The sequence below is a fragment of the Nocardia sp. NPDC005745 genome (assembly GCF_040630775.1).
Taxonomy (GTDB): Bacteria; Actinomycetota; Actinomycetes; order Mycobacteriales; family Mycobacteriaceae; genus Nocardia.
The window spans coordinates 191704-216626 of the sequence record NZ_JBEXYF010000001.1 but is presented as its reverse complement, the minus strand read 5'-3'; the positions used below and the strand labels follow the sequence as shown (position 1 = coordinate 216626).

The 24923-nt window shown below is 69.6% G+C and carries 28 protein-coding genes; 15 read left to right on the top strand and 13 right to left on the bottom strand.

Features of this window, described 5'->3' with window-relative positions:
• Positions 1-26 precede the first annotated feature (26 nt).
• Positions 27-782: a TetR/AcrR family transcriptional regulator C-terminal domain-containing protein gene (locus ABZ420_RS01080; RefSeq protein ID WP_357115857.1), complete on the top strand. Its 756-nt coding sequence runs from the start codon at positions 27-29 to the stop codon at positions 780-782.
• Positions 783-887: 105 nt separating this feature from the next.
• Here ABZ420_RS01080 and ABZ420_RS01075 read toward each other — a convergent pair whose 3' ends face one another.
• Positions 888-1082 carry a hypothetical protein gene (locus ABZ420_RS01075; RefSeq protein ID WP_036538000.1) on the bottom strand — a complete coding sequence of 65 codons (195 nt, stop codon included), beginning with the start codon at positions 1080-1082 and terminating at the stop codon, positions 888-890.
• 276 nt (positions 1083-1358) lie between these two features.
• Here ABZ420_RS01075 and ABZ420_RS01070 point away from each other — a divergent pair, with 276 nt between their 5' ends.
• Positions 1359-1718, top strand: coding sequence for a DUF952 domain-containing protein (locus ABZ420_RS01070; protein ID WP_357115854.1), 360 nt, complete (start codon positions 1359-1361; stop codon positions 1716-1718).
• Here the strand turns inward: ABZ420_RS01070 and ABZ420_RS01065 are convergent, their stop codons facing one another.
• Positions 1719-2366: a response regulator transcription factor gene (locus tag ABZ420_RS01065; protein WP_357115851.1), complete on the bottom strand. Its 648-nt coding sequence runs from the start codon at positions 2364-2366 to the stop codon at positions 1719-1721.
• Positions 2363-3553, bottom strand: coding sequence for a histidine kinase (locus tag ABZ420_RS01060; RefSeq protein WP_357115848.1), 1191 nt, complete (start codon positions 3551-3553; stop codon positions 2363-2365). The genes ABZ420_RS01065 and ABZ420_RS01060 overlap by 4 nt, the downstream gene beginning before the upstream one ends.
• 93 nt (positions 3554-3646) lie before the next feature.
• Here ABZ420_RS01060 and ABZ420_RS01055 point away from each other — a divergent pair, with 93 nt between their 5' ends.
• Positions 3647-4129: a cation:proton antiporter regulatory subunit gene (locus ABZ420_RS01055; RefSeq protein ID WP_357115845.1), complete on the top strand. Its 483-nt coding sequence runs from the start codon at positions 3647-3649 to the stop codon at positions 4127-4129.
• Positions 4130-4132: 3 nt separating this feature from the next.
• Positions 4133-5317, top strand: coding sequence for a cation:proton antiporter (locus ABZ420_RS01050; protein WP_357115842.1), 1185 nt, complete (start codon positions 4133-4135; stop codon positions 5315-5317).
• Here ABZ420_RS01050 and ABZ420_RS01045 read toward each other — a convergent pair whose 3' ends face one another.
• The 3 genes from ABZ420_RS01045 to ppgK form a co-directional block, all read right to left on the bottom strand.
• Positions 5318-6082 (bottom strand): rhomboid-like protein, encoded by a 765-nt coding sequence (locus ABZ420_RS01045; protein ID WP_357115839.1) that lies wholly within the window; start codon positions 6080-6082, stop codon positions 5318-5320.
• 255 nt (positions 6083-6337) lie between these two features.
• Positions 6338-7702 (bottom strand): RNA polymerase sigma factor, encoded by a 1365-nt coding sequence (locus ABZ420_RS01040; RefSeq protein ID WP_357115836.1) that lies wholly within the window; start codon positions 7700-7702, stop codon positions 6338-6340.
• Positions 7703-7895: 193 nt separating this feature from the next.
• Positions 7896-8654 (bottom strand): polyphosphate--glucose phosphotransferase, encoded by a 759-nt coding sequence (gene ppgK / locus ABZ420_RS01035; RefSeq protein ID WP_062977979.1) that lies wholly within the window; start codon positions 8652-8654, stop codon positions 7896-7898.
• 197 nt (positions 8655-8851) lie between these two features.
• Between ppgK and ABZ420_RS01030 the strand changes: the two genes are divergently transcribed.
• Positions 8852-9754 carry an inositol monophosphatase family protein gene (locus tag ABZ420_RS01030; protein ID WP_245660180.1) on the top strand — a complete coding sequence of 301 codons (903 nt, stop codon included), beginning with the start codon at positions 8852-8854 and terminating at the stop codon, positions 9752-9754.
• Here the strand turns inward: ABZ420_RS01030 and cei are convergent, their stop codons facing one another.
• The gene (gene cei, locus ABZ420_RS01025) at positions 9755-10432 is read right to left on the bottom strand and encodes an envelope integrity protein Cei (protein WP_062977997.1); all 678 of its coding nucleotides are present in this window, start codon (positions 10430-10432) and stop codon (positions 9755-9757) included.
• Between the two features lie 377 nt (positions 10433-10809).
• On the opposite strand from cei, the gene ABZ420_RS01020 reads away from it, so the two are divergent.
• Positions 10810-11112, top strand: a complete 303-nt coding sequence (locus tag ABZ420_RS01020; RefSeq protein ID WP_014986697.1) for a DUF4193 domain-containing protein — start codon at positions 10810-10812, stop codon at positions 11110-11112.
• A gap of 23 nt (positions 11113-11135) precedes the next feature.
• Here ABZ420_RS01020 and ABZ420_RS01015 read toward each other — a convergent pair whose 3' ends face one another.
• The gene (locus ABZ420_RS01015) at positions 11136-11621 is read right to left on the bottom strand and encodes a DUF3093 domain-containing protein (RefSeq protein ID WP_357116436.1); all 486 of its coding nucleotides are present in this window, start codon (positions 11619-11621) and stop codon (positions 11136-11138) included.
• Between the two features lie 79 nt (positions 11622-11700).
• Here ABZ420_RS01015 and dut point away from each other — a divergent pair, with 79 nt between their 5' ends.
• Entirely contained in the window at positions 11701-12201 is a 501-nt protein-coding gene (dut, locus tag ABZ420_RS01010) for a dUTP diphosphatase (RefSeq protein WP_357115831.1), read from the top strand.
• Positions 12202-12206: 5 nt separating this feature from the next.
• Positions 12207-13076 carry a DUF3710 domain-containing protein gene (locus tag ABZ420_RS01005; protein ID WP_357115829.1) on the top strand — a complete coding sequence of 290 codons (870 nt, stop codon included), beginning with the start codon at positions 12207-12209 and terminating at the stop codon, positions 13074-13076.
• Between the two features lie 10 nt (positions 13077-13086).
• Here ABZ420_RS01005 and ABZ420_RS01000 read toward each other — a convergent pair whose 3' ends face one another.
• A complete protein-coding gene (locus ABZ420_RS01000) occupies positions 13087-13782 on the bottom strand; it encodes an alpha/beta fold hydrolase (protein WP_357115826.1) in 696 nt (231 codons plus the stop codon).
• Between the two features lie 132 nt (positions 13783-13914).
• Between ABZ420_RS01000 and ABZ420_RS00995 the strand changes: the two genes are divergently transcribed.
• The 3 genes from ABZ420_RS00995 to ABZ420_RS00985 all read left to right on the top strand — a co-directional run bounded on the left by ABZ420_RS00995 (position 13915) and on the right by ABZ420_RS00985 (position 15782).
• On the top strand, positions 13915-14292 hold the full coding sequence (locus ABZ420_RS00995; RefSeq protein ID WP_040867807.1) for an OB-fold nucleic acid binding domain-containing protein: 378 nt from the start codon (positions 13915-13917) through the stop codon (positions 14290-14292).
• Between the two features lie 3 nt (positions 14293-14295).
• Positions 14296-14988, top strand: a complete 693-nt coding sequence (locus ABZ420_RS00990) for a DUF3159 domain-containing protein (RefSeq protein ID WP_357034214.1) — start codon at positions 14296-14298, stop codon at positions 14986-14988.
• 167 nt (positions 14989-15155) lie between these two features.
• Positions 15156-15782: a sigma-70 family RNA polymerase sigma factor gene (locus tag ABZ420_RS00985; RefSeq protein ID WP_357115823.1), complete on the top strand. Its 627-nt coding sequence runs from the start codon at positions 15156-15158 to the stop codon at positions 15780-15782.
• A gap of 58 nt (positions 15783-15840) precedes the next feature.
• Here the strand turns inward: ABZ420_RS00985 and ABZ420_RS00980 are convergent, their stop codons facing one another.
• Both ABZ420_RS00980 and ABZ420_RS00975 read right to left on the bottom strand, forming a co-directional pair.
• A complete protein-coding gene (locus tag ABZ420_RS00980; protein ID WP_062977989.1) occupies positions 15841-16512 on the bottom strand; it encodes a TrkA family potassium uptake protein in 672 nt (223 codons plus the stop codon).
• Positions 16513-16514: 2 nt separating this feature from the next.
• Positions 16515-17180, bottom strand: a complete 666-nt coding sequence (locus ABZ420_RS00975; RefSeq protein WP_357115820.1) for a TrkA family potassium uptake protein — start codon at positions 17178-17180, stop codon at positions 16515-16517.
• Positions 17181-17341: 161 nt separating this feature from the next.
• Between ABZ420_RS00975 and ABZ420_RS00970 the strand changes: the two genes are divergently transcribed.
• Both ABZ420_RS00970 and ABZ420_RS00965 read left to right on the top strand, forming a co-directional pair.
• A complete protein-coding gene (locus ABZ420_RS00970) occupies positions 17342-19330 on the top strand; it encodes an APC family permease (protein WP_357115817.1) in 1989 nt (662 codons plus the stop codon).
• A 19-nt stretch (positions 19331-19349) separates the two neighbouring features.
• Positions 19350-20762 carry a TRAM domain-containing protein gene (locus ABZ420_RS00965; RefSeq protein WP_357115814.1) on the top strand — a complete coding sequence of 471 codons (1413 nt, stop codon included), beginning with the start codon at positions 19350-19352 and terminating at the stop codon, positions 20760-20762.
• Between the two features lie 4 nt (positions 20763-20766).
• On the opposite strand, the gene ABZ420_RS00960 is transcribed toward ABZ420_RS00965, so the two are convergent.
• Positions 20767-21570 (bottom strand): enoyl-CoA hydratase, encoded by an 804-nt coding sequence (locus ABZ420_RS00960; RefSeq protein WP_357115811.1) that lies wholly within the window; start codon positions 21568-21570, stop codon positions 20767-20769.
• 122 nt (positions 21571-21692) lie between these two features.
• Between ABZ420_RS00960 and ABZ420_RS00955 the strand changes: the two genes are divergently transcribed.
• Entirely contained in the window at positions 21693-21992 is a 300-nt protein-coding gene (locus ABZ420_RS00955; RefSeq protein ID WP_357034226.1) for a DUF1330 domain-containing protein, read from the top strand.
• A gap of 25 nt (positions 21993-22017) precedes the next feature.
• On the opposite strand, the gene ABZ420_RS00950 is transcribed toward ABZ420_RS00955, so the two are convergent.
• Positions 22018-22692, bottom strand: a complete 675-nt coding sequence (locus ABZ420_RS00950; protein WP_357115808.1) for an SIMPL domain-containing protein — start codon at positions 22690-22692, stop codon at positions 22018-22020.
• Positions 22693-23017: 325 nt separating this feature from the next.
• Between ABZ420_RS00950 and dxs the strand changes: the two genes are divergently transcribed.
• The gene (gene dxs, locus ABZ420_RS00945) at positions 23018-24916 is read left to right on the top strand and encodes a 1-deoxy-D-xylulose-5-phosphate synthase (RefSeq protein ID WP_357115805.1); all 1899 of its coding nucleotides are present in this window, start codon (positions 23018-23020) and stop codon (positions 24914-24916) included.
• The last annotated feature ends 7 nt before the right edge of the window (positions 24917-24923 follow it).

Sequence of the window (24923 nt, the reverse complement as noted above, 5' to 3'; positions counted from 1 at the left end):
CGTACCGAGTTTGTTCCGAGGAGCCGGTGAACGACGACATCACACCCGATCGGGCCAGGCAGCTGATGGGCTTGCTCTGGCGGCACGAACTTCCACCGCGTCCGGTGGGGCGCGGTCCGAAGCAGACGGTCACCGTCGACGCGGTGGTCGCGGCGGCGGTCGCGCTCGCCGACCGGGAGGGCTACGAGAAGGTCTCCATTCGCACGGTCGCCGCCGAGCTGGGGCTGCGGCCGATGAGTTTGTACACATACGTGCCGAGCAAGGACGCCCTGGCGGTCCTCATGGTCGACGCGGTGGCCGACGAGGACCCGCCGATACCTGCGGATCTGCCGCCGCGTGAGCGCTTGGCCGCGGTGGCCCGCCGGGTCCGTGCGGAGTTCGTGGCGCACCCGTGGCTGCTCGAGGTGCCGCCCTGGCGGCTCGTGCTCGGGCCGGGACGGATGCGCCGCTATGAGCGGCAGCTCGCCGCGATCGAGGGGCTCGGCATGCCGGACGTGGTGATGGACCGGGTAATCGCCGTGCTGTCGGAGTTCGCCGCCGGGAATGCGCGCATGGCGGTGGCCGCCGCTCGCGAGACCGGGCGGATGAGCGACGCGGAGTGGTGGGAGGTGCACGGGCCGCTGCTGGCCGAGGTCATGCCGTCGAGCCGGTTCCCGCTCTCGGCGCGCGTCGGGGCGACGGTCGGCGAGCTGTACCAGGCGCCCGCCGACCCGGACGGCGCGTTCGAATACGGCCTGGCCAGGCTGTTGGACGGCATCCTCGCCGGAGTGTCCGGCGACTGATCGCCGCCCGGACACGCCGGCAGCGGGCGACCTGTGGGTCGCCCGCTGCCGGTGGAAACGGTGTTCTGTTGTCCGATGCTGTTGTGTCAGGACGCGAGGAGCGGATCAGAGTGCGGGAGCGGACTCCGTGTCGATCACGGCGTCCAGCTCACGCAGCCGATCCATGTGTTCGTTCGCGTGGTGCTGGCAGAAGAGCAACTCTCCACCTGCGGGCAGTACGGCACGCACTCTGGCAGCCGCCCCGCAGCGGTCGCAACGATCGACCGCGGTCAGTGGGGTGCTTGTCAGGGTTCCTGGCATGACTCCTCCGTCCTGGCTCCCGGTCCCGACGACCGTTCACCTGGTGTGGGGCCCGTGGTCACTCACCACGAGCTCGCTACCGCTACTTCCCAGCAGGGGTATGACTACTCTGTCAGACGTTCGGGACGGGGGACTTTGTTCCCGCGTATGAAGCAGTGTGTTTTCGATAACACGACCAGGGATTTCGCTACGGGCGAACGCCACAGGTCCTGTCGCCGATGTGCACTGCGTCACACCCTCGATCGACCGATCCAGTTGTCTACCGGGAGATTACCCGTGACCTATGACACTCACACGCTTGTTCACCTATGCACTTCGGAGGAATGGCTTTCCGCTCGGCAAACGGGGGAGTACCGTTCGCCCTCGCTCGCCGAAGCGGGATTCATCCATCTCTCCTCGCCGCAGCAGGTGCACCTGCCCGCAAACCGGTTGTTCCGAGGACGGCGCGATCTGGTGTTGTTGCGTATCGATCCCGGTCGGGTCGGGTCGCCGATCGAATGGGAGCCGGGCGTGCCGACCGATCCGGAAGCGATGCTCTTCCCGCACCTGTACGGGCCTCTGCCGGTGGCAGCGGTCACGGGCGTCGAGGAATACCTGCCCGAGGCGGACGGGACATTCGCCCCCCGTGCGGAGTGACTATCGCTCCCGGATCTCGCGCGCCACGATGGCGGCTTGAACCCGCGACCGCACACCCAGTTTCGTCAGCACCCGGGAGACATGTGTCTTGACGGTCGTTTCGCCGATGAACAGCCGACCTGCGATCTGCGCGTTGGACAGGCCGTCGGCGAGACAATCGAGCACTTCGCGTTCCCGGTCGGTGAGTTCGTCGAGCCCGGCGGGAGCCGGTTGCGCGGCAGCCTGATTCGACGCGGCGAATATCGAGATCACCGCTGGCGTCACTTCCGGAGCCAGCACGCCGTCACCCGCAGCCACCGCGCGCACCGCCTCGACCAGCGCCCGCCCCGACGTGGATTTCAGCACGAATCCCGAGGCGCCCGCGCGCAGCGTGCGAAAGACGTACTCGTCCACATCGAATGTGGTCAGGATGAGCACCTTCGCCAGGCCGTCGGCGGTGATCCGCTCGGTGGCGGCGATCCCGTCCATCCCGGGCATCCGCACGTCCATCAGCACCACCTGCGGCCGTAGCGCTCTGGCCTGCGCCACCGCGACATCGCCGTCGGCCGCCTCGCCGACCACCTCGATGTCGCCCTCGACATCCAGGATCATCCGCAGGCCCGCACGGATCGCGGCGTGGTCGTCGGCGATCACCACTCGAATCGTCATGCGGCACCGGCGGAGTCGAGCGGCAGTCGGGCCACGACTTCCCAATGGCCGGAATCCGTTCCGGCGCACAAGCTTCCGCCGAGCGCCCCGGCTCGCTCGCGCATGTTCGGCAGACCGCGGCGCGTGGCTGCGGCCGCCGGGTGCGGCCGCGCCGATACGGTCCGGTTGCGGACGGATATCCTCAACATCTCGTCTTCGGCCCGCACGTCGATGCGGACCTCCTGTCCCGGTGCGTGTTTCATAGCGTTGGTCAAAGCCTCCTGCACGATGCGATAGGCGGTCTGGTCGACCGCGCTGGGCAGCGCCGCGCCGTCCAGCGCTTCGCGCACTCGCACCGAGATGCCCGCCGCGCGTGCGGCGTCCACCAGGATCGGCAACTGGGCGAGGGTGCGCGGTGCGGCGACCTCCGCCGCGGTGTCGTCGCTGCGCAGCAACCCGATCATGGTGCGCATCTCCTCCAGCGCGCTGACGCTGTTGGAACGGATGGATCGCATGATTCCGGCCACCGCGGGGTCGGCGTCGCGGCGGGCGAGCATCCCGAGCGCCGCCTCCGAGTGCAGCGCGATGGCCGACAGATGCCCCGCGATCACGTCGTGCAGGTCGCGCGCCATCGTGGTGCGCTCGTCGGCGATGGCCGCGCGGCGGTCGAGTTCGGCGACCAGGGTGAGCGCCTGGGCCCGGCTGCGCTCGGCATGCGCGATCTCCTTGTGCGTGCGCACCGAACTCGCCCACCAGATCGGCGTCGCCACGAAACCGAACGCCCCTACCAACGCCAACGCGACCGCGCGCAGGTCGCCGGTCAGCGCGAGGGCCGACACCACGACCATGCCGCAGAGCACCGACCAGGACAGGGCCGTGATCCGTGACGCCCGGCGCCCGCCGTAGAGCACGGCGGCGTAGATCAGGTCGGCGTAGATGATCCACACCGACACCGTGGCGCCGAGCCGGATGTCCACGGCCAGGGGCAGGAGCCCACCCAGCATGGCCGCGACCGGCGTCCGGCGCCGGGCGAAGGTCGCCAGGCACAGCACGGCGAGCACGCCGAAACGCACCCACGACGACACCTGCTCGCCCCGCTCGGTCATCGTGGACAGGCCGGTGAGGTACAGCGCCGCGCCCCCGGCGAACGCGATCACCGCGCCCAGCGCATCCCGCGTCCGCTCCGGCACCTCCGACCAACGCCGCACGCCTCCATCACAGCACAGCGCGCGCGACGCGCCATCGGCCGAAGTGATGACCGATCGGGCCGCGGGCCGGGTGATCCGGTTAGTCTGGAGGGTGTGAACGTCGACGTCACCGCACTGCCAGGCATCGGTGTCCGCAAGGACTTCGAAGTGCGCTCCGGTCGCCGAATCGGCGTGGTCGCCCACCGCGACGGTGATATCGACCTGATCGTCTCCAAGCTCGAGGACCCCGACGCCTGTGCCGCCCAGATCCCGCTGAGCACCGATGAAGCGGCGGTCCTGGCCAACCTGCTCGGCGCGCCGCAACTGGTCGCCAAACTCAACGACGACCACCGGGACCTGCCCGGGATCACCACGCGCCAGCTGCCGATCGGGGACAACTCCCCGTACGACGGCCGCACCCTCGGCGAGACCGAGATGCGCACCCGCACGAAGGTCTCCATCGTCGCCGTCATGCGGGCCGGGCAGCTGCATCCCTCGCCCGGTCCCGATTTCACTTTCACCGCGGGCGATCTGCTCGTGGTCGTCGGCACGCCGGAGGGCTTGGATGCCGCCGCGAAGATCTTGACGCACGGCTGAGCCGTGACGGACACCGCGCTCGCCCTGATCGAGCTCGGAGGGGTTCTTTTCGTTCTCGGCATGCTAGGGCGTGTCGCAGGCCGAGTCGGTATGTCGCCAATCCCGCTGTACCTGCTCGGTGGCCTCGCCTTCGGCCAGGGCGGTCTCGTCGAACTCCGGGCCGCCTACGACTTCGGCCACGTCGCGGGCGAGATCGGCGTGGTGCTGCTGCTGTTGCTGCTCGGCCTGGAGTACACGGCCGTGGAATTGGTGACCGGGCTGCGCCGTTCCTGGCCGGCCGGTCTGATGGACATCGTGGTCAACGCGTCCCCCGGTGCGGTAGTGGCGCTGATGCTGGGCTGGGGCCTCAACGGCGCGATCACGATGGCGGGGGTCACCTACATCTCGTCCTCGGGCATCGTGGCGAAAGTCCTCGACGACCTCGGGCGCCTCGGCAACCGGGAGACACCGGTCATCCTGTCCATCCTCGTGTTCGAGGACTTGGCGATGGCGGTCTACCTGCCGATCCTCACCACGGTCCTGGCCGGGCTGAGCTGGATCAGCGGGCTGCGCGCGCTGGCGGTGGCGCTGGTCACCATCACGCTGGTCCTCGTGGTGGCCCTGCGCTACGGACGGTACGTGTCGGCGATCGTGGACAGCGCCGATCGGGAGGTCTTCCTGCTCACCCTGCTCGGCGCGGCGCTGCTGGTGGCGGGCGCCTCCTCGGCGCTGAGCGTGTCGGCGGCGGTCGGAGCGTTCCTGCTCGGCATCGCGATCTCCGGCTCGACCGCGCGCGCGGCGGTGAAGATGCTCGAACCGCTGCGCGACCTGTTCGCGGCCATCTTCTTCGTGGCGTTCGGCTTGAGCACCGACCTTCGATCGATTCCCCCGGTACTGGGGTGGGCAATCGTGCTCGCTGTGATCAGTGTCGTGACGAAGGTGGCGACCGGGTGGTGGGCCGCGGCGCGGGAGGGCATCCGGCACCTCGGCCGTGCTCGCGCGGGCGCGGCCCTGGTCGCCCGGGGGGAATTCTCCATCGTCATCGCGGGACTGGCCGTGAGCGCGGGCGCGATGGACGGTCAGCTCACCGCGCTCGCCTCGACCTACGTCCTGCTGATGGCGGTGCTGGGTCCGATCGCGGCGCGCGTGGTCGAGCCGATGGTCGGGCTGTTGCGCAACCGCGGCCGTCCCGAGCCTTCGGTGTCCTGATCAGCTCCGCGCCCAGCGGGCCTTGCGCGCGGCCGTCCGTTCCAGCCGGTGCCAGAACAGGCTCGCGGTCGCGCCGACCGCCAGCCCGATCACGGCGGCGCACAGATGGCCGTAGTCGGTGAAAGTCGGCTCCACCCACAGCGCCGCGCCGAGCGCCACGAGGATCGTCCCGGCCCACACCGCTCGCACCCTGCCACGGAACCGGAACGCCAGCGCCGCGAGCACGGCCGAGAACCCGTAACTGGTGCCGACATCCGCGGCGACAGCCACTCGCAAGGGAATGACGCCGCGGTCGATGGCATGGGCGATGCCGGTGACGGTCAGCAGCGTCGCCCCGATGTGGCCGGTCGCGAACAGCAGAATCCAGCGCCCGGTGCCCAGCCAGCGCTCCGCATAGGCCATGACGACCAGGAAACCGGCGATGGTCGCCCAGGGAAAACCGCCTTCGGTCCAGAACGCCGAGGCGACCAGCACCTGAACCGGGTTGTGCCGCATGTTGTACAGATTGGTCGACGCCGAGAAGATCAGTCTGCGCTCCACCGAGTCCCCGACCCCGCGCAACGTCCACCATGTGACGAACAGCGTGAACGCGTACGCGGTGCTCGCGGGCGCGGCGCCCAGATGCCCTCGGATCGCGGGCAGGAGCCGGCGCGGCGATTCGGGACGGCGTAGCCAGACCCAGGTGTCACGCAGTTCGGCGCGCAGGTCGGCGGTCTGCGTCCACGGCGACCGCGGTACGGGCGAAGTCGAGGGCGGGGCAACCACCCCGCAAGTCTGCCGCGCCGGGCGTACGTCTGCCGTGCGGCCCCGTGTGCGCTCCGTCACGGCACGAGCGAGGGTTGTCCGTACGAACCAGGCGGAAGTCGCCCCACGATCGGCCCACGGGCCGCAGCGAGGGATCCGGAATCCGATCGAGCGCTCACACGAGCGACCCGGGTCACCCGAAGGGCGACGCCCGCATCCGCCGGCCGCTGGAGGAATCGAGCGGCGCGACGAATACGGGCGTCGAGGCTGTGCGATCTAGTCGAGGTAGTCGCGCAGGACCTGGGAGCGGCTGGGATGGCGCAGCTTGCTCATGGTCTTGGACTCGATCTGGCGGATGCGTTCACGGGTGACCCCGTAGACCTGGCCGATCTCGTCGAGGGTGCGGGGCTGGCCGTCGGTGAGCCCGAAGCGCAGCCGGACAACGCCCGCCTCGCGCTCCGACAGCGTCTCCAGCACCGACTGGAGCTGGTCCTGCAGCAGCGTGAAGCTCACCGCGTCCACGGCGACGACGGCCTCGGAGTCCTCGATGAAGTCACCGAGCTGGCTGTCGCCCTCGTCACCGATGGTCTGGTCCAGCGAGATGGGTTCACGCGCGTACTGCTGGATCTCCAGCACCTTCTCCGGCGTGATGTCCATTTCCTTGGCCAGTTCCTCCGGCGTCGGCTCGCGGCCGAGATCCTGGAGCAGCTCACGCTGGATGCGGCCGAGCTTGTTGATGACCTCCACCATGTGCACCGGGATGCGGATGGTGCGGGCCTGGTCGGCCATGGCGCGGGTGATGGCCTGCCGGATCCACCAGGTGGCGTACGTGGAGAACTTGTAGCCCTTGGTGTAGTCGAACTTCTCCACCGCGCGGATCAGACCCAGGTTGCCCTCCTGGATCAGGTCGAGGAACGCCATGCCGCGGCCGGTGTAGCGCTTGGCCAGCGAGACGACCAGGCGCAGGTTGGCCTCGAGCAGGTGGTTCTTGGCCCGGTTGCCGTCGCGGACGATCCAGTTGTAGTCGCGGCGCATCGCGACCGGCAGCTTCTCGCCCTGCTCGGCGAACTCGCGCACCTTCTCCGCGGCGTAGAGGCCCGCCTCGATCCGCTTGGCGAGTTCGACCTCCTCCTCGGCGTTGAGCAGCGCGACCTTGCCGATCTGCTTGAGGTAGGCGCGGACCGAGTCGGCCGAGGCGGTGAGTTCGGCGTCCTTGCGGGCCTGCCGCAGCGCCTCGGACTCCTCCTCGTCCCAGACGAAGTCGCCGGAGGCCTTGTCCGCGGGCGTCGGTTCCTCGGCTTCCTCGGTCTCCGCCTCCCCGGCCACGTCGACCAGTTCGTCGCCCTCGGTGAGGTCCTCTTCGGAGACTTCCAGATCGCCGAGATCATCGAGATCGAGCGACTCGTCCTCGATCGCCTCGTCGGTGCCGGGCTCGCCGTCCGGGCCCGCCTTTTTGGTGGTGGCCTTCTTCGCCGGAGCCTTGGCCGCCTTCGCGGCCTTCTTGGCAGGCGCCTTCTTGGCGGCGGCCTTCTTCGCCGGAGCCTTCTTCGCGGCAGCCTTACGGACCGGCCGTGCTGCGTTTACATCTGCGGAGTCGGCATCGGCCGAGTCGGCGGTCTGACGGGTATTCGTGGCTACCACGTACGCCCTTTCGTGACGGTCTCGTGCGGCGTCACGCCAGAGTAGTGTTCCGGCGGAGCGATCTGTCGGGTTTCACCGGCGGAGGGCCGGTCGGGGTTTCTCCGGCTCAGCCGGGCACGTTCCATTGTAACGATCTAACCAGGGTACCTACGGCACGATGCCGGTGGCGGCATCCTCGCCGTACCCGCGCGCCTCACGGTGCGACTCCTCCCGCGATCGCCATGGCGGCGCCGACGATGCCCGCGGTGTTGCGCAGGCGGGCCGGGATGACGGGGGTCCGATTGGTGAGCAGCGGGATCCACTGCTCGGCGTCGCGGCTGATGCCCCCGCCCGCGACGAAGACGACGGGGAAGAACAGGTCCTCCAGCGTGGTCAGCACCAGGCTGACCTGCGCTGCCCACTGCTCGTAGCTCAGGCCGTCACGTTCCTTGATCGAGGCCGCCGCGCGGTGCTCGCTCTCCATGCCCTGGACCTCCAGGTGGCCGAGCTCGGTGTTGGGCACCAGCGTGCCGTGGTAGAGCAACGCGGAACCGATGCCGGTGCCGAAGGTCAGCAGCAGCACCAGACCGGCGAAATCGCTTGCCGCGCCGTAGCGGTCCTCGGCCATGCCCGCCGCGTCCGCGTCGTTGAGCACGGTGACCGGACGGCCGCCGAGCGCGGTGGAGAACAGCGCCCGCGCGTCGGTCCCGATCCAGGATTTGTCGATGTTCGCCGCGGTGCGCGCCACTCCGCCGGTCACCACCGCGGGCAGCGTGAGGCCGACCGGCCCGGTCCACTCGGCCTCGGCGACCAGTTCGGCCACCGCCTCCGCCACGGCACCCGGTGTCGCGGGGTGCGGCGTCGCGATCTTGATCCGCTCGTGGACCAACTCGCCGGTGGCCAGATCGACCGCGGCGCCTTTGACGCCGCTGCCGCCGATGTCGATGCCGAATGCGTGCCCCCGAGCGGACATGACTAACCCCTCGTTCCCTGTGCTGGCCGGTGTGATGACAGCGCTGCACGGGGCCCACGACGCCGCTGCGGGCGCTGCGAATGGGATGCCCGACGACGGCGCTGTGTCGTGCACGACAAGAGTAATGGGACCACGGGGCTGGGCGTTCGGCGAGGATGTGTGATGCGATGGAGGACGTGCCGGAAACCTCATCGCCAGTGTCCGACTACACCCCCGACTCCTTCGTCTCGATCGTCGCGCGTGGCGACGAAGCCGACCTGCGTCGCGTCGCGGTCGACATCGCCGAGACGGCCGCCGCCCATGTCCGTGCCCGCCGCCCCGAGGTGTTCGGGCCCGCGGGCGCGCACGCCGAAGGGGCCGTGCAGTCCAAGAGTCACGAGACCGACCCGGTGACCATCGTGGACACCGAGACCGAAGATCTGATCCGAAAACTGCTCGCCGAACAGCGCCCCGGCGACCCGATCCTCGGCGAGGAGGGCGGCGGCAGCCTCGACGACGCCAGCGCGGACACCGTCCACTGGGTGGTGGATCCGATCGACGGCACCGTCAACTTCCTCTACGGCGTCCCCGGCTACGCCGTATCGGTGGCCGCGCTGCGTGGCGGGCGGCCGGTCGCGGGCGCCGTGGTGGACGTCGCGCGGGCGGCCACCTACAGCGCCGGGCTCGGGCTCGGTGCGCTGCGGGTCGACGCCGACGGCGTGGTGGAGCATCTGAGTTGTACGCCCGTCGAATCGGTCGCGATGTCGTTGGTGGCCACCGGATTCGCCTACGGCAGGCAGCGCAGGACCAGGCAGGCCGAGCTGGTCGCGCAGGTGCTGCCGCACGTGCGCGACATCCGCCGGTTCGGCGCGGCGGCGCTGGATCTGTGTCATGTCGCGGCGGGCCGGGTGGACGCCTATTACGAGCACGGATTGAACGCCTGGGACTGGGGCGCGGGCGCGTTGATCGCCGCGGAGGCGGGCGCGCGGCTGACGCTTCCGCCCGCGACGGCGCCGGGCACCGACGGCGACCTGGTGGTGGCCGCCGCGCCCGGCATCGCCGAGGAATTGGGCGAACTGCTGGCCCGGGTGGGTGCTACCGAGCCGATTCCGGACCGCTGATCAGCAGCGGGCCTGCCGCGCGGCGTCGAGCAACTTGACATCGATGGATGTGGAGTTGCCCGGCGCCGGGTTCTTGAGCGAACGCAGCACTTCCTCCGCGTCGTTGCTGGGCCGGATGTCCCGGAACAGCGAGCCGAGCACCAGATCGACGGTGTCGTCGCCGCGCTGATCCTCGATCAGCTCGGCACACGGCGCGACCAACTGCACCGCGGCGGCGGCCGGACGGCCGTTGACGCCGAAGCGAACCTGCCCGGTGCATTCCAGGTCGCCGTTGACGTATACCGAATCGTTGCCGTATTGCGTTCCGGGTGCGCTCGCGAAGCCGAGGTCGCCGAGCTGGGCGGCGACATGCGCGGCCTGGCCGCGCTGGTTGTTCGCGTTGAGCACGCGCACCTTGCTCGCCGCCAGCGGGGCTGGTTCCACGTCCTGCAGCCGGCCGGCGCCGACCCGCTGGCCGAGCGGAGCCGGTTGCGGCGCACCGGGATCCGACGCGGGGCTGGGCGAGTTGCACGCCATCGCGGTGTGGTCGGCGTCGTGCGTCGTGAGGGCTTTGACCCAGACGATCCCGCAGATCAGAGCGAGAACGCCGAGCATGATGAGCCAGGGCTGGGGGCGGCGACGCAGGAACGGCCGCCCATGCGGATCCGTCGAGGTACCTTCGGTGATCAGTGAAACCACCAGCACACTCTACGAAAATCTGACGGCGACCCGGGCGCAAGGTCTCGGTGCGTTCCCCAGATGGTGTCGATTGGCCCTCATTTTCGACTCGGCTGTGTTTTGATTGCGACTTTTCCTCCGGGGTCCGCTATTGTCTGGCGGCCCAGATCGAATCGCCGGTGCGGAAATCAGTGGTCGGTCGCGGGAACAAGAAGGGCATGTCCTGCGTTTACCCAGCGCTATCAGGAGTGGATCGACATGATCCGCCCTGATAGGCGACCGGTGTACGTGTGACGTGCACCACCGGCGGGGCGGTACCGGTCGCGCCGATTCCGGCAGGAATCGGGTGTGAGCGGACCGGTCCGGGATATACGGAGTTAGGACGAGGGGAAGACGACATGGCAACCGACTATGACGCACCGAGGCGCACCGAAACCGACGACGTGTCGGAGGATTCGCTGGAGGAGCTGAAGGCTCGTCGTAACGAGGCACAGTCCGCCGTCGTGGATATCGACGAATCCGATACCGCGGAGTCGTTCGAGCTTCCCGGCGCCGACCTGTCCGAGGAAGTGCTGACGGTTCGGGTGATCCCGAAGCAGGCCGACGAGTTCACCTGTTCCAGCTGTTTCCTGGTTCATCACCGGAGCAGGCTGGCCAGTGAGAAGGGCGGCCAGATGATCTGCATGGATTGCGCCGCCTGATCTCGACGAGATCGAGCAGAGTGTCAGCCCGCGCTCGGTAGACCGAGCGCGGCAAGGACCCGTTCGGGTCGCCGCGTACTGACCAGCCAGTACGGCGTCGGATCGTCCGGGTCGTCGAGCACGAGCAATACCATCGGCCCGATCCAGGGGCGATGCTGGACATAAGCGGCGGGGTCGAGCTGGCGACCCAGCGCCGCGCTTTTCGCGGTGGGGGCGACGGCGGCCGCGCGGGCAACGAAGTTCACCGGTAGATGTGCGCGATCGGCGCGCAGTTCCGGTGTGCCGTTCGCGTCCGGCGCCACTTCGACGCGGTGCCGGCTCAGCCACAGCAGCACCCAGACCGGCACCGGGAACAACAGCGCATAGGGCAGCCATGCCCGCAGACCCGGCGCGCCCATGTGGATCTCCGCCGCGAGCAATCCGGTGACGGCGAACGCCACCGGCCACCACCACAGCGGCACCCACAGGCGCTCCCGGTAGTGCTGCGCGGGCTGCTTTTTCTCGTCCATGGTCATGGGATTGGGCTGGTCCGACACGAGTCAACACTAAGTCACGAGGGCAAACAGCCTACGCGTAGGCTCGTCCAACGTGAGCGCACTTTCACCCATACCTTTGCTGCGGCTGGACCCCGGCATCCCCGTGCCAACGCGCGCCCATGCGGGCGACGCGGGCGTGGATCTGTGCACCACGCAAGACGTCATCCTGGAGCCGGGGGAGCGGGTGCTGGTCGGCACCGGTGTCGCCGTCGCGCTACCGGTCGGCACGGTCGGCCTGATCCATCCGCGCTCGGGTCTGGCGGCCAAGACCGGGCTGTCGGTGGTGAACACTCCGGGCACGGTCGACGCGGGGTACCGGGGCGAGATCAAGGTATGCCTGATCAACCACGACCCGCGCACGCCGATCGAGTTGCGTCGTGGCGACCGGATCGCGCAACTGCTGGTGCAGCGAGTGGAACTGGTGGATTTCGTGGAGGTCGACACGCTCGACGAGACGACCCGGGGGGCGGGCGGGTACGGCTCGAGCGGTGGTCACGTGAGCCTGACCGCACCGACGAACGGGGTGGGCCGGACGACCGGCAAGGAGGCATGACGGGAATGTTCGGGAAGAGAAAGAACGCGAGCCGGGCCGCGGACGACCGGTACGACGAGGCGGACGACTACGCCGACTACGAGTCCGCCTACGCCGACGAGTACGACGACGAGTTCTACGACGACGCCCCCACCGACGAGCGCTCCTACGAGGGCGTGGATCTGAACGTCGACCGGCCGCACGGCCGGCCGGGCCCGTACGACTACGACGAGGTCGCCGAACTGCTGGACGAGGTGTCCGAGCAGCGGCTGGATCTCGGGTCGGTGCTGTTGCCGGTCCCGCCGGGCGGTCAGTTGCAGGTCGAGATGACACCGGAGGGGCAACCGCAAGCGGTGCACCTGGCCACCGAGCACGGCCGGATCACCGTCGCGGCCTACGCCGCGCCGAAGACCACGGGCCAATGGCGGCTGGTCGCCGCGGATCTGGCCGACTCGCTGCGCAAGGACGGCGCCCGGGTGTCGGTCGAGAACGGACCGTGGGGCCGGGAATTGCTGGCGCTGACCGAAGGCGCGGACCTGCGTTTCATCGGCGTGGACGGCTATCGCTGGATGGTGCGGCTGGTCGCGGCGGGTCCCTCCGGCGCGGCGAACGACGGCACCCCGCTGGTGAAGGCGGCGCGGGCCATCCTGAGCGAGACGGTCGTGCGGCGTGGCGAGGACCCGCTGCCGGTACGGGAGCCGCTGCCGGTGGTGCTGCCCCAGCAGCTGGCCGAGCAGCTGGCCGCGGCCCATCAACAGCAGGTGGAAGCTCAGCAGCAGGCGATGGCCGCGCAGGTGGCGGCGCAGACCGGCGCGCAGCCCGCGGTATCGCGGATGCCGCAGGGCCCGCGTCGCGGCGCGGACGGGTCGGCCATGCAGCAGCTCGGCCTGAACTGAGCCGACGAACTCACCAGAAGGCGCCGATACCCGCGTGTCCCAGGATCGCGGGGTCGGCGCCGAGTTCGTCCAGGGTGATCCGGTGCAGCCGCGAGCGCGGGGCCAGCGCCGCCCACTCCTCGGCGACGGCGTGCGGATGCACCGGGTCGTCGACCGCGGTGACCACCGCGAGCGGCGGCTCGAACGTGGCAAGCAACTCGGCGGCGGGCCACTTGTAGTCGGCGGCCTCTTCCAGCGCCTGCGGAAGATCCGGCCACTGCGCCCGCCACGACTGGGTCAGCGCGTCGGCCAGCCACCGCGGGCTGCTCTCGCGCATCCGGTCGGTCACCGCGGCCAGACCGTCGGTGCGCAGCTGTGCGGCGGTGGCCGCCGCGCTCAGTGCCGCTGGGCAGGCGGCGGTATCGGGGCCGGTCCAGGCGGGCAGCGCCGCCACGACTCCCACGACGCGATCCGGGTGCTCGGCGGCCCATTCCATTGCGATCGCCGCACCGAGCGAGATGCCCGCGACCAGCATCGGACCGGAGCCGGACGCCGCCTCCAGCGCGGCAAGGCAGCTCGCCACCACCCGGCGGGGGTCCGGTTCCACCGCGACGAAATCCCAGCCGCGTGCGGCACAGGCGGGCCCGAATGCGCGCCGGGCGAAATCGGCGTCGGATCCGGTGCCGGGCAGCGCCACGACGCGAGCGGGGTGTGGGGAGTCGAACATCGGTCCGAGCGTAGCGGGGGTGGCCCCGCCCATCTACAGTGGCGTTGTACGGCCGCAGCGGGTCGTGCGGATCGGATCCCTCACGATGGTGTGCGACCCACGCCATCTGCTCTATGCAGGAGAGCGTGCACAATGTCATCCGCAGCCTCAGGGTATTTTCGACGTCTGGGCCGCAGGCTGACCCAGGACCTCGATCAGCTGGACGCCGAAGAACTGGCCGAGACCTCCGAGGCCTCGGGTGCCTCGCGCGCGTCGGAGTGTCGGCGCGGTGACGAGGCCACCATGCTCGGTAGGCTTCGCAGTGTCGAAGCATGTCCCAAGTCGGCGGGCGCCAGCGTCCAGGCCGAGTTCTTCGACGGCACCGACGCGATCACACTGGTCTGGATCGGGCGCAGGCGCATTCCCGGCATCGAGCCGGGGCGGCGCATCCTCGTCCGTGGCCGGGTCGGCGACCGTGACGGCCGCAAAGTGATCTTCAACCCCTACTACGAATTGCGCGGGAACAGCTGACGTATGCCATTGAGCGACGACAACGCAGGATCGGACGACCGCACCGGGCTGAATGTGCCCGATCGTGACGAGGAACGTGCCGAACAGACCCTCCTCGAACAACTCGGCGGCTTCAGCGGCCTGATCTACTCGACGCTTCCGGTTGTCGTGTTCGTTCCCGTGAACAGCCTCGCCGGGCTGACCGCCGCCATCTGGGCGGCCCTCGGCGTGGCCGCCGCCATCCTCGTCTGGCGCCTGGTGCGGCACGATCCCATCCAGCCCGCCATCTCCGGCTTCTTCGGCGTCGGCATCTGCGCCTTCATCGCCTACCGGATGGGCGAGGCCAAGGGTTTCTTCCTCTTCGGCATCTACACCAGCCTCGTGTACGCGGGGGTGTTCCTCGCGTCCATCCTGGTCCGCAGGCCGTTGGTCGGCGTGATCTGGGGCGTGCTGAACGGGCACGGCTCCGACTGGCGGTCCGATCCGCGCTCGGTGCGCCTCTACGACCTGGCCACCGCTACCTGGATCGTGGTGTTCGGGGCCCGCTACCTGGTGCAGTCGCAGCTCTACGACACCGACCGCACCGGCTGGCTCGCCTTCGCCCGCATCGCGATGGGCTGGCCGCTGACCGCGGTGGCGCTGGGCGTCACCGTGTGGGCGGTGCGTCGCGCCGGGCACCTGCCCACCAAGTCGGTGGTCGCGGCCGGACCGGCTTGAGCTGTTAACCCTCCGCCGCCGCCAGGCGAAATGCACAGGGGTGGGATAAGTCCCACCGCGGAGGTGGGTGCTTCCCCACCCTGGGGTGCCTGGTCGCCCCTCCGAGTTTCTCAGACGATCTATGCGTACCGAAAAACACGCACTGATCGGCAAGAAAGGACTCGGACGTGGCTACCGAGCACAACACCGCGGCGCTGCCCAAGAACCACCATCCCGCTCTCTCGGAGAGCCGACGGGTATCGGCCGAGCTGGACAAGCTGATCGGGCCTGCGGCGGCGGGCGATCGCCGGGCGGTCGCGGAGATCATCCGGATCGTGCATCCGCTCGTGCGGCGCTACTGCGGCGCGCGCCTGGGCAATACGGCTCACCTGCAGGTCACCGCCGACGACGTGGTCCAGGAGATCCTGCTGGCCACCGTCAACGCCATCCCGCGCTACCGCGACCAGGGCAAGTCGTTCCTGGCCTTCGTCTACGGCATCTCGGCCAACAAGGTCGCCGACGCGTTCCGCCGCTCGCAGCAGCACCCCGCGTACCCGATGGCCGATGTGCCGGACTACGCGTCCTCCGCCGCCGGGCCGGAGGAGTGGGCGCTGGCCTCCGAACGGCGGGCCGCCACAAGAGAACTCATGAAGGTGCTGGCCCCCGCGCACCGCGAGGTGCTGGTGATGCGCATCGTGCTCGGCTGGTCGGCGGCGCAGACCGCCGAGGCCATCGGCACCAGCCCGGGCGTGGTCCGGGTGATGCAGCACCGCGCGCTGAACAAGCTGCGCGCGCAGCTGAAACCGGCCGCATAGCTCTCCGGCGGTGCTTCGCCGCGAACGTGCGAACCCGCGTCCGGCCGTATTCGGGGCGTTATGGCCTGATGCCGTGGTTGGCGAGTTCCAGCCGGAGGTCTTCCTCGGCCTCTACCGAGGTCACGAACAGCAGCTCGTCGTCGCCTTCCAGCGCGTCGTCGGGCTGCGGCACGATCACGCGACCGCCGCGCAGGATGGTCACCAGGGCGGCATCGCGTGGCAGGGTGAGCGTGCGCACGGGTTTGCCCGCCAGCGCGGTGTCCGCGGGCAGCGTCATCTCGACCAGATTCGCCTGACCCTGGCGCAGCGTCATCAGGCGCACCAGATCGCCGACCGACACCGCCTCCTCGACGAGGGAGGCGAGCAGCCGGGGTGTGGACACCGCGACGTCCACACCCCAGGAACCGTCGAAGAGCCATTCGTTGCGCGGGTCGTTCACGCGCGCCACCACCCGGCGCACGCCGAACTCGGTCTTGGCCAGCAGGCTGTGCACCAAGTTCGTCTTGTCGTCACCGGTGGCCGCGATGACCACCTCGTAGGTCTCCAGCCCGGCCTGCTCCAGCAGGGCCAGTTCGCACGCATCGGCGTGCACCCAGACCGCGTCCGGTATCGCGGCGGAATCGATGTGCTCGACTTCGCGCTCCAGCAGCATCACCCGGTGGCCGCCACGCAGCAGCTCCCTGGCGATCGATCGGCCGACGGCGCCTGCTCCGGCGATGGCCACTTTCATGTTCAGTCCTCGCTCGCTGGGGGCTTCGTCGCCAAGGCGACGGCTTCGCCCACGGCGCCGGATGCGGCGGCCACATAGACGATGTCGTCGGCCTGGATGATGGTCTTGCTGTCGGGAAGCAGTGCCTGGCCGAACCGGATGATGAACGCGACCCTGGCCGCGACGGTCTGCTCCAAGTCGCGCACGGTGCGGCCGTACCACTCCTCGTGCAGCGTCAGCTGGGTCACGGCAACCGTTCCGGTCGGGTCGCGCCAGGTGGTGGTGCCGGTATCGCCGATGAGGGCGCGCAGGAAGCGGTCGGTGGTCCACGGGACCGTGGCGATGGTCGGGATGCCGAGCCGTTCGTAGACCGCGGCGCGCTTGGCGTCGTAGATGCGGGCGACCACGCGCTCCACCCCGAACATCTCCCGGGCGACCCGGGCGGAGATGATGTTCGAGTTGTCGCCGGAGGAGACCGCCGCGAACGCGTTCGCCCGCTCGATTCCCGCCTTTATCAGCACATCTCGATCGAATCCGACCCCCGTCACCTGCTCACCCGGGAAATCGGATCCCAGGCGCAGGAAGGCACTGGGATCCCGGTCGATCACGGTGACTTCGTGACCTACGCGGACCAGGGCCTGGGCCAGCGACGAGCCGACGCGCCCGCACCCCATGATCACTACGTACACCGTGCAACCTCGTTCCTGGAACCATGGTGTTCGGTCTGGTTTGCTGTTCGGTCGAACGCTACCCGTCGAATGATTCCACCGGCCACGTTCCCCCTCCAGCCGGCGAGCAAACCTGCGAGCCACGCGCGCGATCCACCGTGCGGGGGCCTATGCTCGCTCCAGTGTCCAAGTTGACGACGGCAGCGAAGCGAGTGCTGCTGGGCAGGCCTTTCCGTAGCGACTCGCTGGGCCATACGCTACTGCCGAAGCGAATCGCCCTCCCGGTGTTCGCCTCCGATGCCATGTCATCGGTGGCCTATGCCCCCGAAGAGATCTTCCTCGTGCTGTCGGCCGCCGGAGTGTCGGCGTACCTGTACGCGCCGTGGGTCGGATTGGCGGTCGCCTTCGTCATGGCGGTGGTGGTGGCCAGCTACCGGCAGAACGTGCACGCCTACCCGTCCGGCGGCGGCGACTACGAGGTGGCCACCACGAATCTGGGGCCGACCGCGGGCCTGACCGTGGGCAGCGCGCTGCTGGTCGACTACGTGCTCACCGTCGCGGTATCGATCTCCTCGGCCGCGTCCAACATCGGCTCGGCCATTCCCTTCGTCGCCACCCACAAGGTGCTGTTCGCCGTCGTGGCCATCGCCCTGCTCACCGCGATGAACCTGCGCGGTGTGCGGGAATCGGGCACCACGTTCGCCATTCCGACCTACGCGTTCATCGCGGGCATGTTCGTCATGCTCGGTTGGGGTCTGTTCCGGATCTTCGTGCTGGGGGAGGAGTTGCGGGCCGAGTCGGCGGGCTTCGGATTGAACGCCGAGCAAGAGCATCTCTACGGGTTGGCGTTCGCATTCCTCGTCGCGCGCGCGTTCTCCTCCGGCTGTGCCGCGCTGACCGGTGTCGAGGCGATCAGCAACGGCGTGCCCGCGTTTCGCAAACCCAAGTCGCGCAATGCCGCCACCACTCTGCTGCTGCTGGGAACGATCGCGATCGTGCTGCTGATGGGCATCATCATCCTCGCCCAGAAGATCGGAGTGGTGTACGCGCACAACGTCGCCGACCTGACCGGCGCGCCGTCCGACTACCACCAGAAGACGCTGATCGCGCAGCTCGCCGAGACGGTGTTCGAGGGATTCCCGGTGGGCTTCTTCTTCATCACGACGGTGACGGCGTTGATTCTCGTGCTCGCCGCGAACACCGCGTTCAACGGGTTCCCCGTGCTCGGCTCGATCCTGGCGCAGGACCGCTACCTGCCGCGCCAGCTGCACACCAGAGGCGATCGGCTGGCGTTCAGCAACGGCATCCTGTTCCTCTCCGGCGCGGCCATCGCGTTCGTGGTGCTGTTCGGCGCCGAAGTCACCAAGCTGATCCAGCTGTACATCGTCGGTGTGTTCGTGTCGTTCGTGCTGAGCCAGACCGGCATGCTGCGGCACTGGACCCGCCTGTTGCGCACCGAGACCGACCCGGCGCAGCGCGCGCGGATGAAACGATCGCGGGTGATCAACGCGGTCGGTCTCAGCGCGACCGGAGCGGTGCTGGTGATCGTGCTGATCACCAAATTCTTCGCGGGCGCCTACATCGCCATCTTCACCATGGTCGCGATCTTCATCGTGATGAAGCTGATTCGCAGGCATTACGACTCCGTCGCGCGGGAGTTGGACGAGCAGGAGTGGGATGGTGTGCTGCCCAGCCGCTCGCATTCCATCGTGCTGGTCTCCCGGCTGCATCTGCCGACCCGCCGTGCCCTCGCCTACGCGCGCGCCAGCCGCCCCGACACGCTGGAGGCGGTGACGGTGAACGTCGACGAGGCCGACACCAGGGCGCTGGTGCGGGAATGGGAGAACAGTGATATCACGGTGCCCCTCAAAGTGATCGAATCGCCCTACCGCGAGATCACCAAGCCGGTGCTCGATTATGTGAAGCGCGTACGCAAGGACGCCCCGCGCGACGTGGTGACCGTGTTCATCCCCGAATACGTGGTGGGCCGTTGGTGGGAGCAAGTACTGCACAACCAGAGCGCCCTACGGTTGAAGGGCAGGCTGCTGTTCGAACCGGGCGTGATGGTGACCAGCGTGCCGTGGCAGCTGAGCTCGTCGGCGCGGTTGAAGACGCCCGGGGTGGTGAACGCGCCGGGCGCGTTCCGGCGCGGGTACGAGGACCGGACATGACGCCAGTGGAGCATTCGGGATGAGCGATCGGCGGACCGGCACGTTCGAGGTGCGGCTCGGGCCGCCGGGGCACGGCGGCTTTTGCGTCGCACGGCACGAGGGACGTGTGGTGTTCGTCCGGCACGGACTGCCAGGTGAGCTGGTGCGGGTCCGGGTCACCGAGGATCGCGGCGGCTCGTTCTGCCGCGCCGACGCGGTCGAGGTGCTCGAGGCGTCCCCGGACCGGGTGCGGGCCACCTGTCCCGTCTCCGGTCCCGGTGGAGCAGGATGCTGCGACTTCTCCTTCGCCACGCCGGTCGCCCAGCGCGCGCTGAAGGCCACGGTGGTGGCCGAACAGTTGCGGCGGCTGGCCGGGATCGAGCGCGACGTGCTGGTGGAGCCGATCGGGTCCGGTGACACGATCGGCGGGTGGCGCACGCGCGTGCGGCTCGCGGTCGACGCCAACGGACGCGCGGGCGTGCACCGTTATCGCAGCACCGACGTGATCGCGGATCTGCGGTGCCCGCAACCGGTCGCGGGGGCGCTGGACGGCATCGCGGCCCGGCAGTGGACGCCCGGGGCCGACTTGGTGATCGCGGTGGACGGCGACGGGATCCGGCATGTCGTCGAGGTGGCCCCGCCCGAGGCCGAGCCGGGCAGCCGTGGCGCGGATCGTCGAGGCCCGGGCGCGAGTGGTCGGCAGGCCGGTGGCCGGGATCGGCGCGGGAGCGCCGGAAGCGGCCGACGCGATCGGCCGCACAGCCGGGGCGGGCGCGGCGGGGAATGGGCCGCCGCGGACCCCACCCGCCGCGACGATCGCCGCGCGGCGTCCGCGCGACGTGCTGCGGCCCACGCGGCACGCGACGAGTGGGTGTTCGAGGGCAGCGGGCGCGCGGTCGAGTATGTGGCCGGCCGCCGCTGGGAGGTCGCGGCTACGGGCTTCTGGCAAGCACATCACGGTGCGGCACAACGTTATTCGGATCTGATCGCGGAATGGTCGGAACTCGGGCCCGGCGGGCGGGCCTGGGATCTGTACAGCGGCGCGGGGGTCTTCGCCGCGCGCCTGGCCGAGCAGGCCGGGCGGACCGGTGTGGTGCTCGCGGTGGAATCCGCCCGGCCCGCGGTGGCCGACGGCGCCGCCGCCTTGCGCGATCTGCCCTGGGTGGAGCTGCGGGCCCAGCGGGTGGAGCGCTGGGTGTTCGAGCACGTCGGCGGGGCCGCCCCGGATGTCGTCGTGCTCGACCCGCCGCGCGCAGGCGCTGGCAAAGAGGTGATCGGCGCCGTCACCGCCAGTGGGCCCGCGCGGATCGTCCACGTCGGCTGTGATCCCGCCGCGTTCGCCCGCGACCTCGGCTTGTATCAGGCCGCGGGCTACCGGCTGACCGATCTGCGTGCCTTCGACGCCTTCCCCGCGACGCACCACGTGGAATGCCTGGCGCTGCTGCGGCGCTGAGCGTTCAGTCCTCGTAGACCGGGGGCCTGCGGTCCCGGCGGGCGCGCATCGCCTCGTCGAAATTGCCGGTGGTGAGGCGCACGTAGAGCTGAGCCGTGCCTTCGTGCTGCATGTGCGACTCGAAGCCGGCCGCCTCCATACCGCTCCAGAGCATGCGCTTGGTGAGCTCGGTGCCCACCCGGCTGTAGCCGATGATGCGTTCGGCCAGGTCGTAGCACGTGTCCAGCAGTTCGGGGCCTGGAACCGCGCGCGAGATCAGACCGATGCGCTCGGCTTCGGTCGCGTCGACGTCGCGGCCGGACAGCATGATCTCGAACGCGCGCGACGCGCCGACGGCGCGAGGCAGTAGATAGCTGAGGCCCAGTTCGGCCGAGGTCAGGCCGTTGTTGATGCCCGCGGCGCGGAAATACGCGTCCTCGGCGGCGAGCCGGATGTCGGCGCCGACGGCCAGGCACAGCCCGCCGCCGATGGCCGCGCCGTTGACCGCGGCGATCACCGGCTGGTGCATCCGCCGCAGCGTGATCAACACGTCGTTGAGCAGATCCATCGATCGCCGCGCGACGCTGGTGACGGTCAGCCCGTCGACGTTCGGCACCTTTCCCGCGCCGGTCAGGTCGGCTCCCGAGCAGAAGCCTTGTCCCGCGCCGGTCAGCACGACGACCCGCACGTCGTTGTCGGCGCGCACCTGCTCCAGCGCCTCGCGCAGCGGAATCATCACGTCGAACGCCATCGCGTTCATCCGTTCGGGCCGATTGAGCGTCACCAGGGCGATGTGCGGCCGCGGTGTGTCGATGAGCACGAACGACATGCGACCTCCCGATCGGTGACGACCTCAATATAGGCACGGCCGGCCCCGCGCGGCGACGAAATCGAGCGCGCCGCCGCGGGATCCGAGCCGCGCCGCCGGACCGGCCAATTAGAGTCACCGCCATGACCGTGTACGTAATTGCGCAACTGAAGTTCACCGATCGCGCCGCCTACGATCGCTACCAGGCGCGCTTCCTGGACGTCTTCCTCCGCTACTCCGGCACGCTCCTGGCCGCCGACGAGTCCCCGCAGACCATCGAGGGTGTCACCGACCGCGAGAAGGTGGTCCTGATGTCCTTCCCCGACGAACCGTCCTTCCGCGCCTGGGCCGAATCGCCGGAATATCAAGAGATCTCGAAGGATCGGCACGCCGGAGCGGATACGGTCAGTCTGCTGGTGCGCGGTCTCGGTCACGGTTCGTGAACGACGGACCCCGCGGGACCCGCCGTCAGTCCAACTGCCAGGTGATGCGGATGCCCGCGGAGATCTCGCTCTCGCCCAGCTCGACCGGGATGGCGGCGGCGCGGTAGGCCTCCATCGGAGCCGACATGGACTGCGCGCGCGGCACCGGCGGCGCGGAGGCGGTGTTCTCGGTGATCTCCACGACCTTGCCGAGCGTTCGCCGCGCGCGCCGCGCGTACTGCTCGGCCTTGGCGAGGGCGTTCTCCCATGCGGCGTCGCGGGCGCGGGTGAGCAGGGCCTCCTGGTCGGCGAAGGTGAGGACGAGTCCACCGAGGCGGACGTCGTCACCGCCCGCCTCGACGCAGTTGGCGACGACGGTGCCGGGCGCGGGATCGGCGTCCTCGCCGACCTCGCGCAACGCGATCGTCAGCGATGTGCTCGCGAGGTATCCCGTGATGCGGTTGCCCTGCCCCTCGGTCCACACGGTCTCGGTCTGCACCGACAGCCCGCTGGTGGCGATGTCCGAGCCGTCCACGCCGTCGGAGCGCAGCGACCGCGCGACCGCGGCGACGCGCTCACCGGCCCGGCTGTAGGCGAGCGCGACCTTGCTCGCCCGCGATTCGACCGAGACGGTCACCCGCATCAGGTCGGGGGTGGCGCGGGCGGTGCCGTGCCCGTAGGTCGTGACGGTGCCCGCGCGCGAATCGGTCTTCTTGCCCACAACGTCTCCTCGTCGCTCGCTGTCGATGCGTACCGCACCATCGTGCCTGCTTCGAGGGGTGCCGCGGTCCTCGCTCGGCGCGAAGCTCCGGGGTGAGTCGCTCCGGGTGGATGCCGCCGCCGATCCGCGCCGCCACGCGGGGTCCGTTTGCCGGCGAGGCCACTTGCTCGGCCCGGTCCACCTTGTCGCTCCGTCCGGGTACCGTATGTCGAGGCTCACATTTCGACGCCAGGTCGGTTGGTGTGATCGTTCTCGTGCGGGAGCATCAGCCGCCGCTCCGTAGACTGATCGGATCAGATGCGCTATCCGGAGGGAGCTAGTTCAGGTGGGAGTGCTTTCCCGGGTCGACACGCCCGATGATCTGCGCCGGCTGACCGTGCCGCAAGTGCGCGAGCTGGCGGAGGAGATCCGCGAGTTCCTGGTGCGCAAAGTCGCCGCGACCGGCGGGCACCTCGGTCCGAACCTCGGTGTGGTCGAACTCACCATCGCGCTGCATCGGACCTTCGACTCACCGGCCGACCCGTTGATCTTCGACACCGGGCACCAGGCCTACGTGCACAAGATCCTGACCGGGCGCAAGGATCAGTTCGACTCGCTGCGCAAGCAGGGCGGCCTGTCCGGCTACCCCAGCAGAGCGGAGAGCGCCCACGACTGGGTGGAGTCCTCGCACGCCTCCGCTGCGTTGTCCTACGCCGACGGTCTGGCGAAGGCGTTCGCGCTGAGCGGGCAGGACCGGCACGTTGTGGCGGTCGTCGGCGACGGCGCGCTCACCGGCGGCATGTGCTGGGAGGCGCTCAACAACATCGCCGCCGCCCCGGACCGCCCGGTGGTCATCGTGGTCAACGACAACGGCCGCTCCTACGCGCCCACCATCGGCGGCCTGGCCGAACGGCTGACCGCGCTGCGCACCCAGCCCGCCTACGAGCACGCCCTCGACGCGGGCAAGCGCATCCTGAAGAGCATTCCGCGGGTAGGGGAATCGGCTTACTCGATGGTGCACGCCGTGAAGGCGGGCATCAAGGACGCGGTGAGCCCGCAGGAACTGTTCAGCGATCTCGGCCTCAAGTACGTCGGGCCGGTGGACGGCCACGACGTCGTCGCCCTGGAGTCCGCGCTGCGCCGGGCCAAGGACTTCGGCGGCCCCGTCGTGGTGCACGCGGTGACGCAGAAGGGCCGCGGCTACGCGCCCGCCGAGAACCATGTCGCCGACCAGATGCACGCCTGCGACCCCATCGATCCGCTGACCGGCGTCCCCGTCGGCGGTCCGAAGGCGCGCGGCTGGACCTCGGTGTTCTCCGAGGAGCTGATCGCGCAGGCCGAGCGCCGCGCCGACATCGTCGCCATCACCGCGGCGATGCCGGGCCCGACCGGGCTGGCCGCGTTCGGCGAGCGCTTCCCCGACCGGATGTTCGACGTCGGCATCGCCGAACAGCACGCCATGGCCTCCGCCGCGGGGCTCGCGCTCGGCGGCATGCATCCGGTGGTGGCGATCTACTCGACGTTCCTCAACCGCGCCTTCGACCAGTTGCTGATGGACGTGGCGCTGCTGAAGCAGCCGGTCACCGTGGTGCTGGACCGCGCGGGCATCACCGGCTCCGACGGCGCCAGCCACAACGGCATGTGGGACCTCTCGGTCCTCGGGATCATTCCCGGCATCCGGGTCGCCGCTCCGCGCGACGCCGCGACACTGCGGGAGGAACTGGCCGAGGCGCTGGCCGTCAACGACGGGCCGACCGCGCTGCGTTTCCCGAAAGGCAGTGTGGCCGAGGACATCTCGGCGGTCGAACGACTCGACGGCATCGACGTGCTGCGGATGGCGGAGCCGGACGGCGGCTCGGTGCAGGCGGTGCACGGCGATGTCCTGCTCGTCGCGGTGGGCTCCTTCGCCGGTGCGGCCCTGGAAGCGGCGAACCTGCTCGATTCCGAGGGGATCTCGGTCACCGTCCTCGACCCGCGCTGGGTGCTGCCGGTCTCCGACACCCTGCTGAAGCTCGCGGAGAACTACCGGATGGTGGTCACGCTGGAGGACGGTGGGCTGCACGGCGGCATCGGCTCCACGGTGTCGGCTCGCCTGCGCAACTCGGGGCTGGACATCCCGGCCCGCGACCTCGGTGTTCCGCAGCAGTTCCTCGACCATGCCGCCCGCGGCGAACTGCATGCCGAACTCGGCCTCACCGGCCCGGATATCGCCCGGCGGATCAGCGGGTGGCTCGCCGCTCGCTGACGCCAGA

Bases quoted from the DNA above. Each gene is read 5' to 3' on its own strand.
- ABZ420_RS00960 (WP_357115811.1), bottom strand. From the start codon at position 21,570: ATGTCGTTCGTGCTCATCGACACACCGCGGCCGCACATCGCCCTGGTG.
- ABZ420_RS01015 (WP_357116436.1), bottom strand. From the start codon at position 11,621: ATGGACGAGAAAAAGCAGCCCGCGCAGCACTACCGGGAGCGCCTGTGG.
- ABZ420_RS00955 (WP_357034226.1), top strand. From the start codon at position 21,693: ATGACCGTGTACGTAATTGCGCAACTGAAGTTCACCGATCGCGCCGCC.
- ABZ420_RS01075 (WP_036538000.1), bottom strand. From the start codon at position 1,082: ATGCCAGGAACCCTGACAAGCACCCCACTGACCGCGGTCGATCGTTGC.
- ABZ420_RS01065 (WP_357115851.1), bottom strand. From the start codon at position 2,366: ATGACGATTCGAGTGGTGATCGCCGACGACCACGCCGCGATCCGTGCG.
- ABZ420_RS01020 (WP_014986697.1), top strand. From the start codon at position 10,810: ATGGCAACCGACTATGACGCACCGAGGCGCACCGAAACCGACGACGTG.
- ABZ420_RS00995 (WP_040867807.1), top strand. From the start codon at position 13,915: ATGTCATCCGCAGCCTCAGGGTATTTTCGACGTCTGGGCCGCAGGCTG.
- ABZ420_RS00990 (WP_357034214.1), top strand. From the start codon at position 14,296: ATGCCATTGAGCGACGACAACGCAGGATCGGACGACCGCACCGGGCTG.
- ABZ420_RS01005 (WP_357115829.1), top strand. From the start codon at position 12,207: ATGTTCGGGAAGAGAAAGAACGCGAGCCGGGCCGCGGACGACCGGTAC.
- ppgK (WP_062977979.1), bottom strand. From the start codon at position 8,654: ATGTCCGCTCGGGGGCACGCATTCGGCATCGACATCGGCGGCAGCGGC.
- ABZ420_RS01000 (WP_357115826.1), bottom strand. From the start codon at position 13,782: ATGTTCGACTCCCCACACCCCGCTCGCGTCGTGGCGCTGCCCGGCACC.
- ABZ420_RS00980 (WP_062977989.1), bottom strand. From the start codon at position 16,512: ATGAAAGTGGCCATCGCCGGAGCAGGCGCCGTCGGCCGATCGATCGCC.
- ABZ420_RS00965 (WP_357115814.1), top strand. From the start codon at position 19,350: ATGAGCGATCGGCGGACCGGCACGTTCGAGGTGCGGCTCGGGCCGCCG.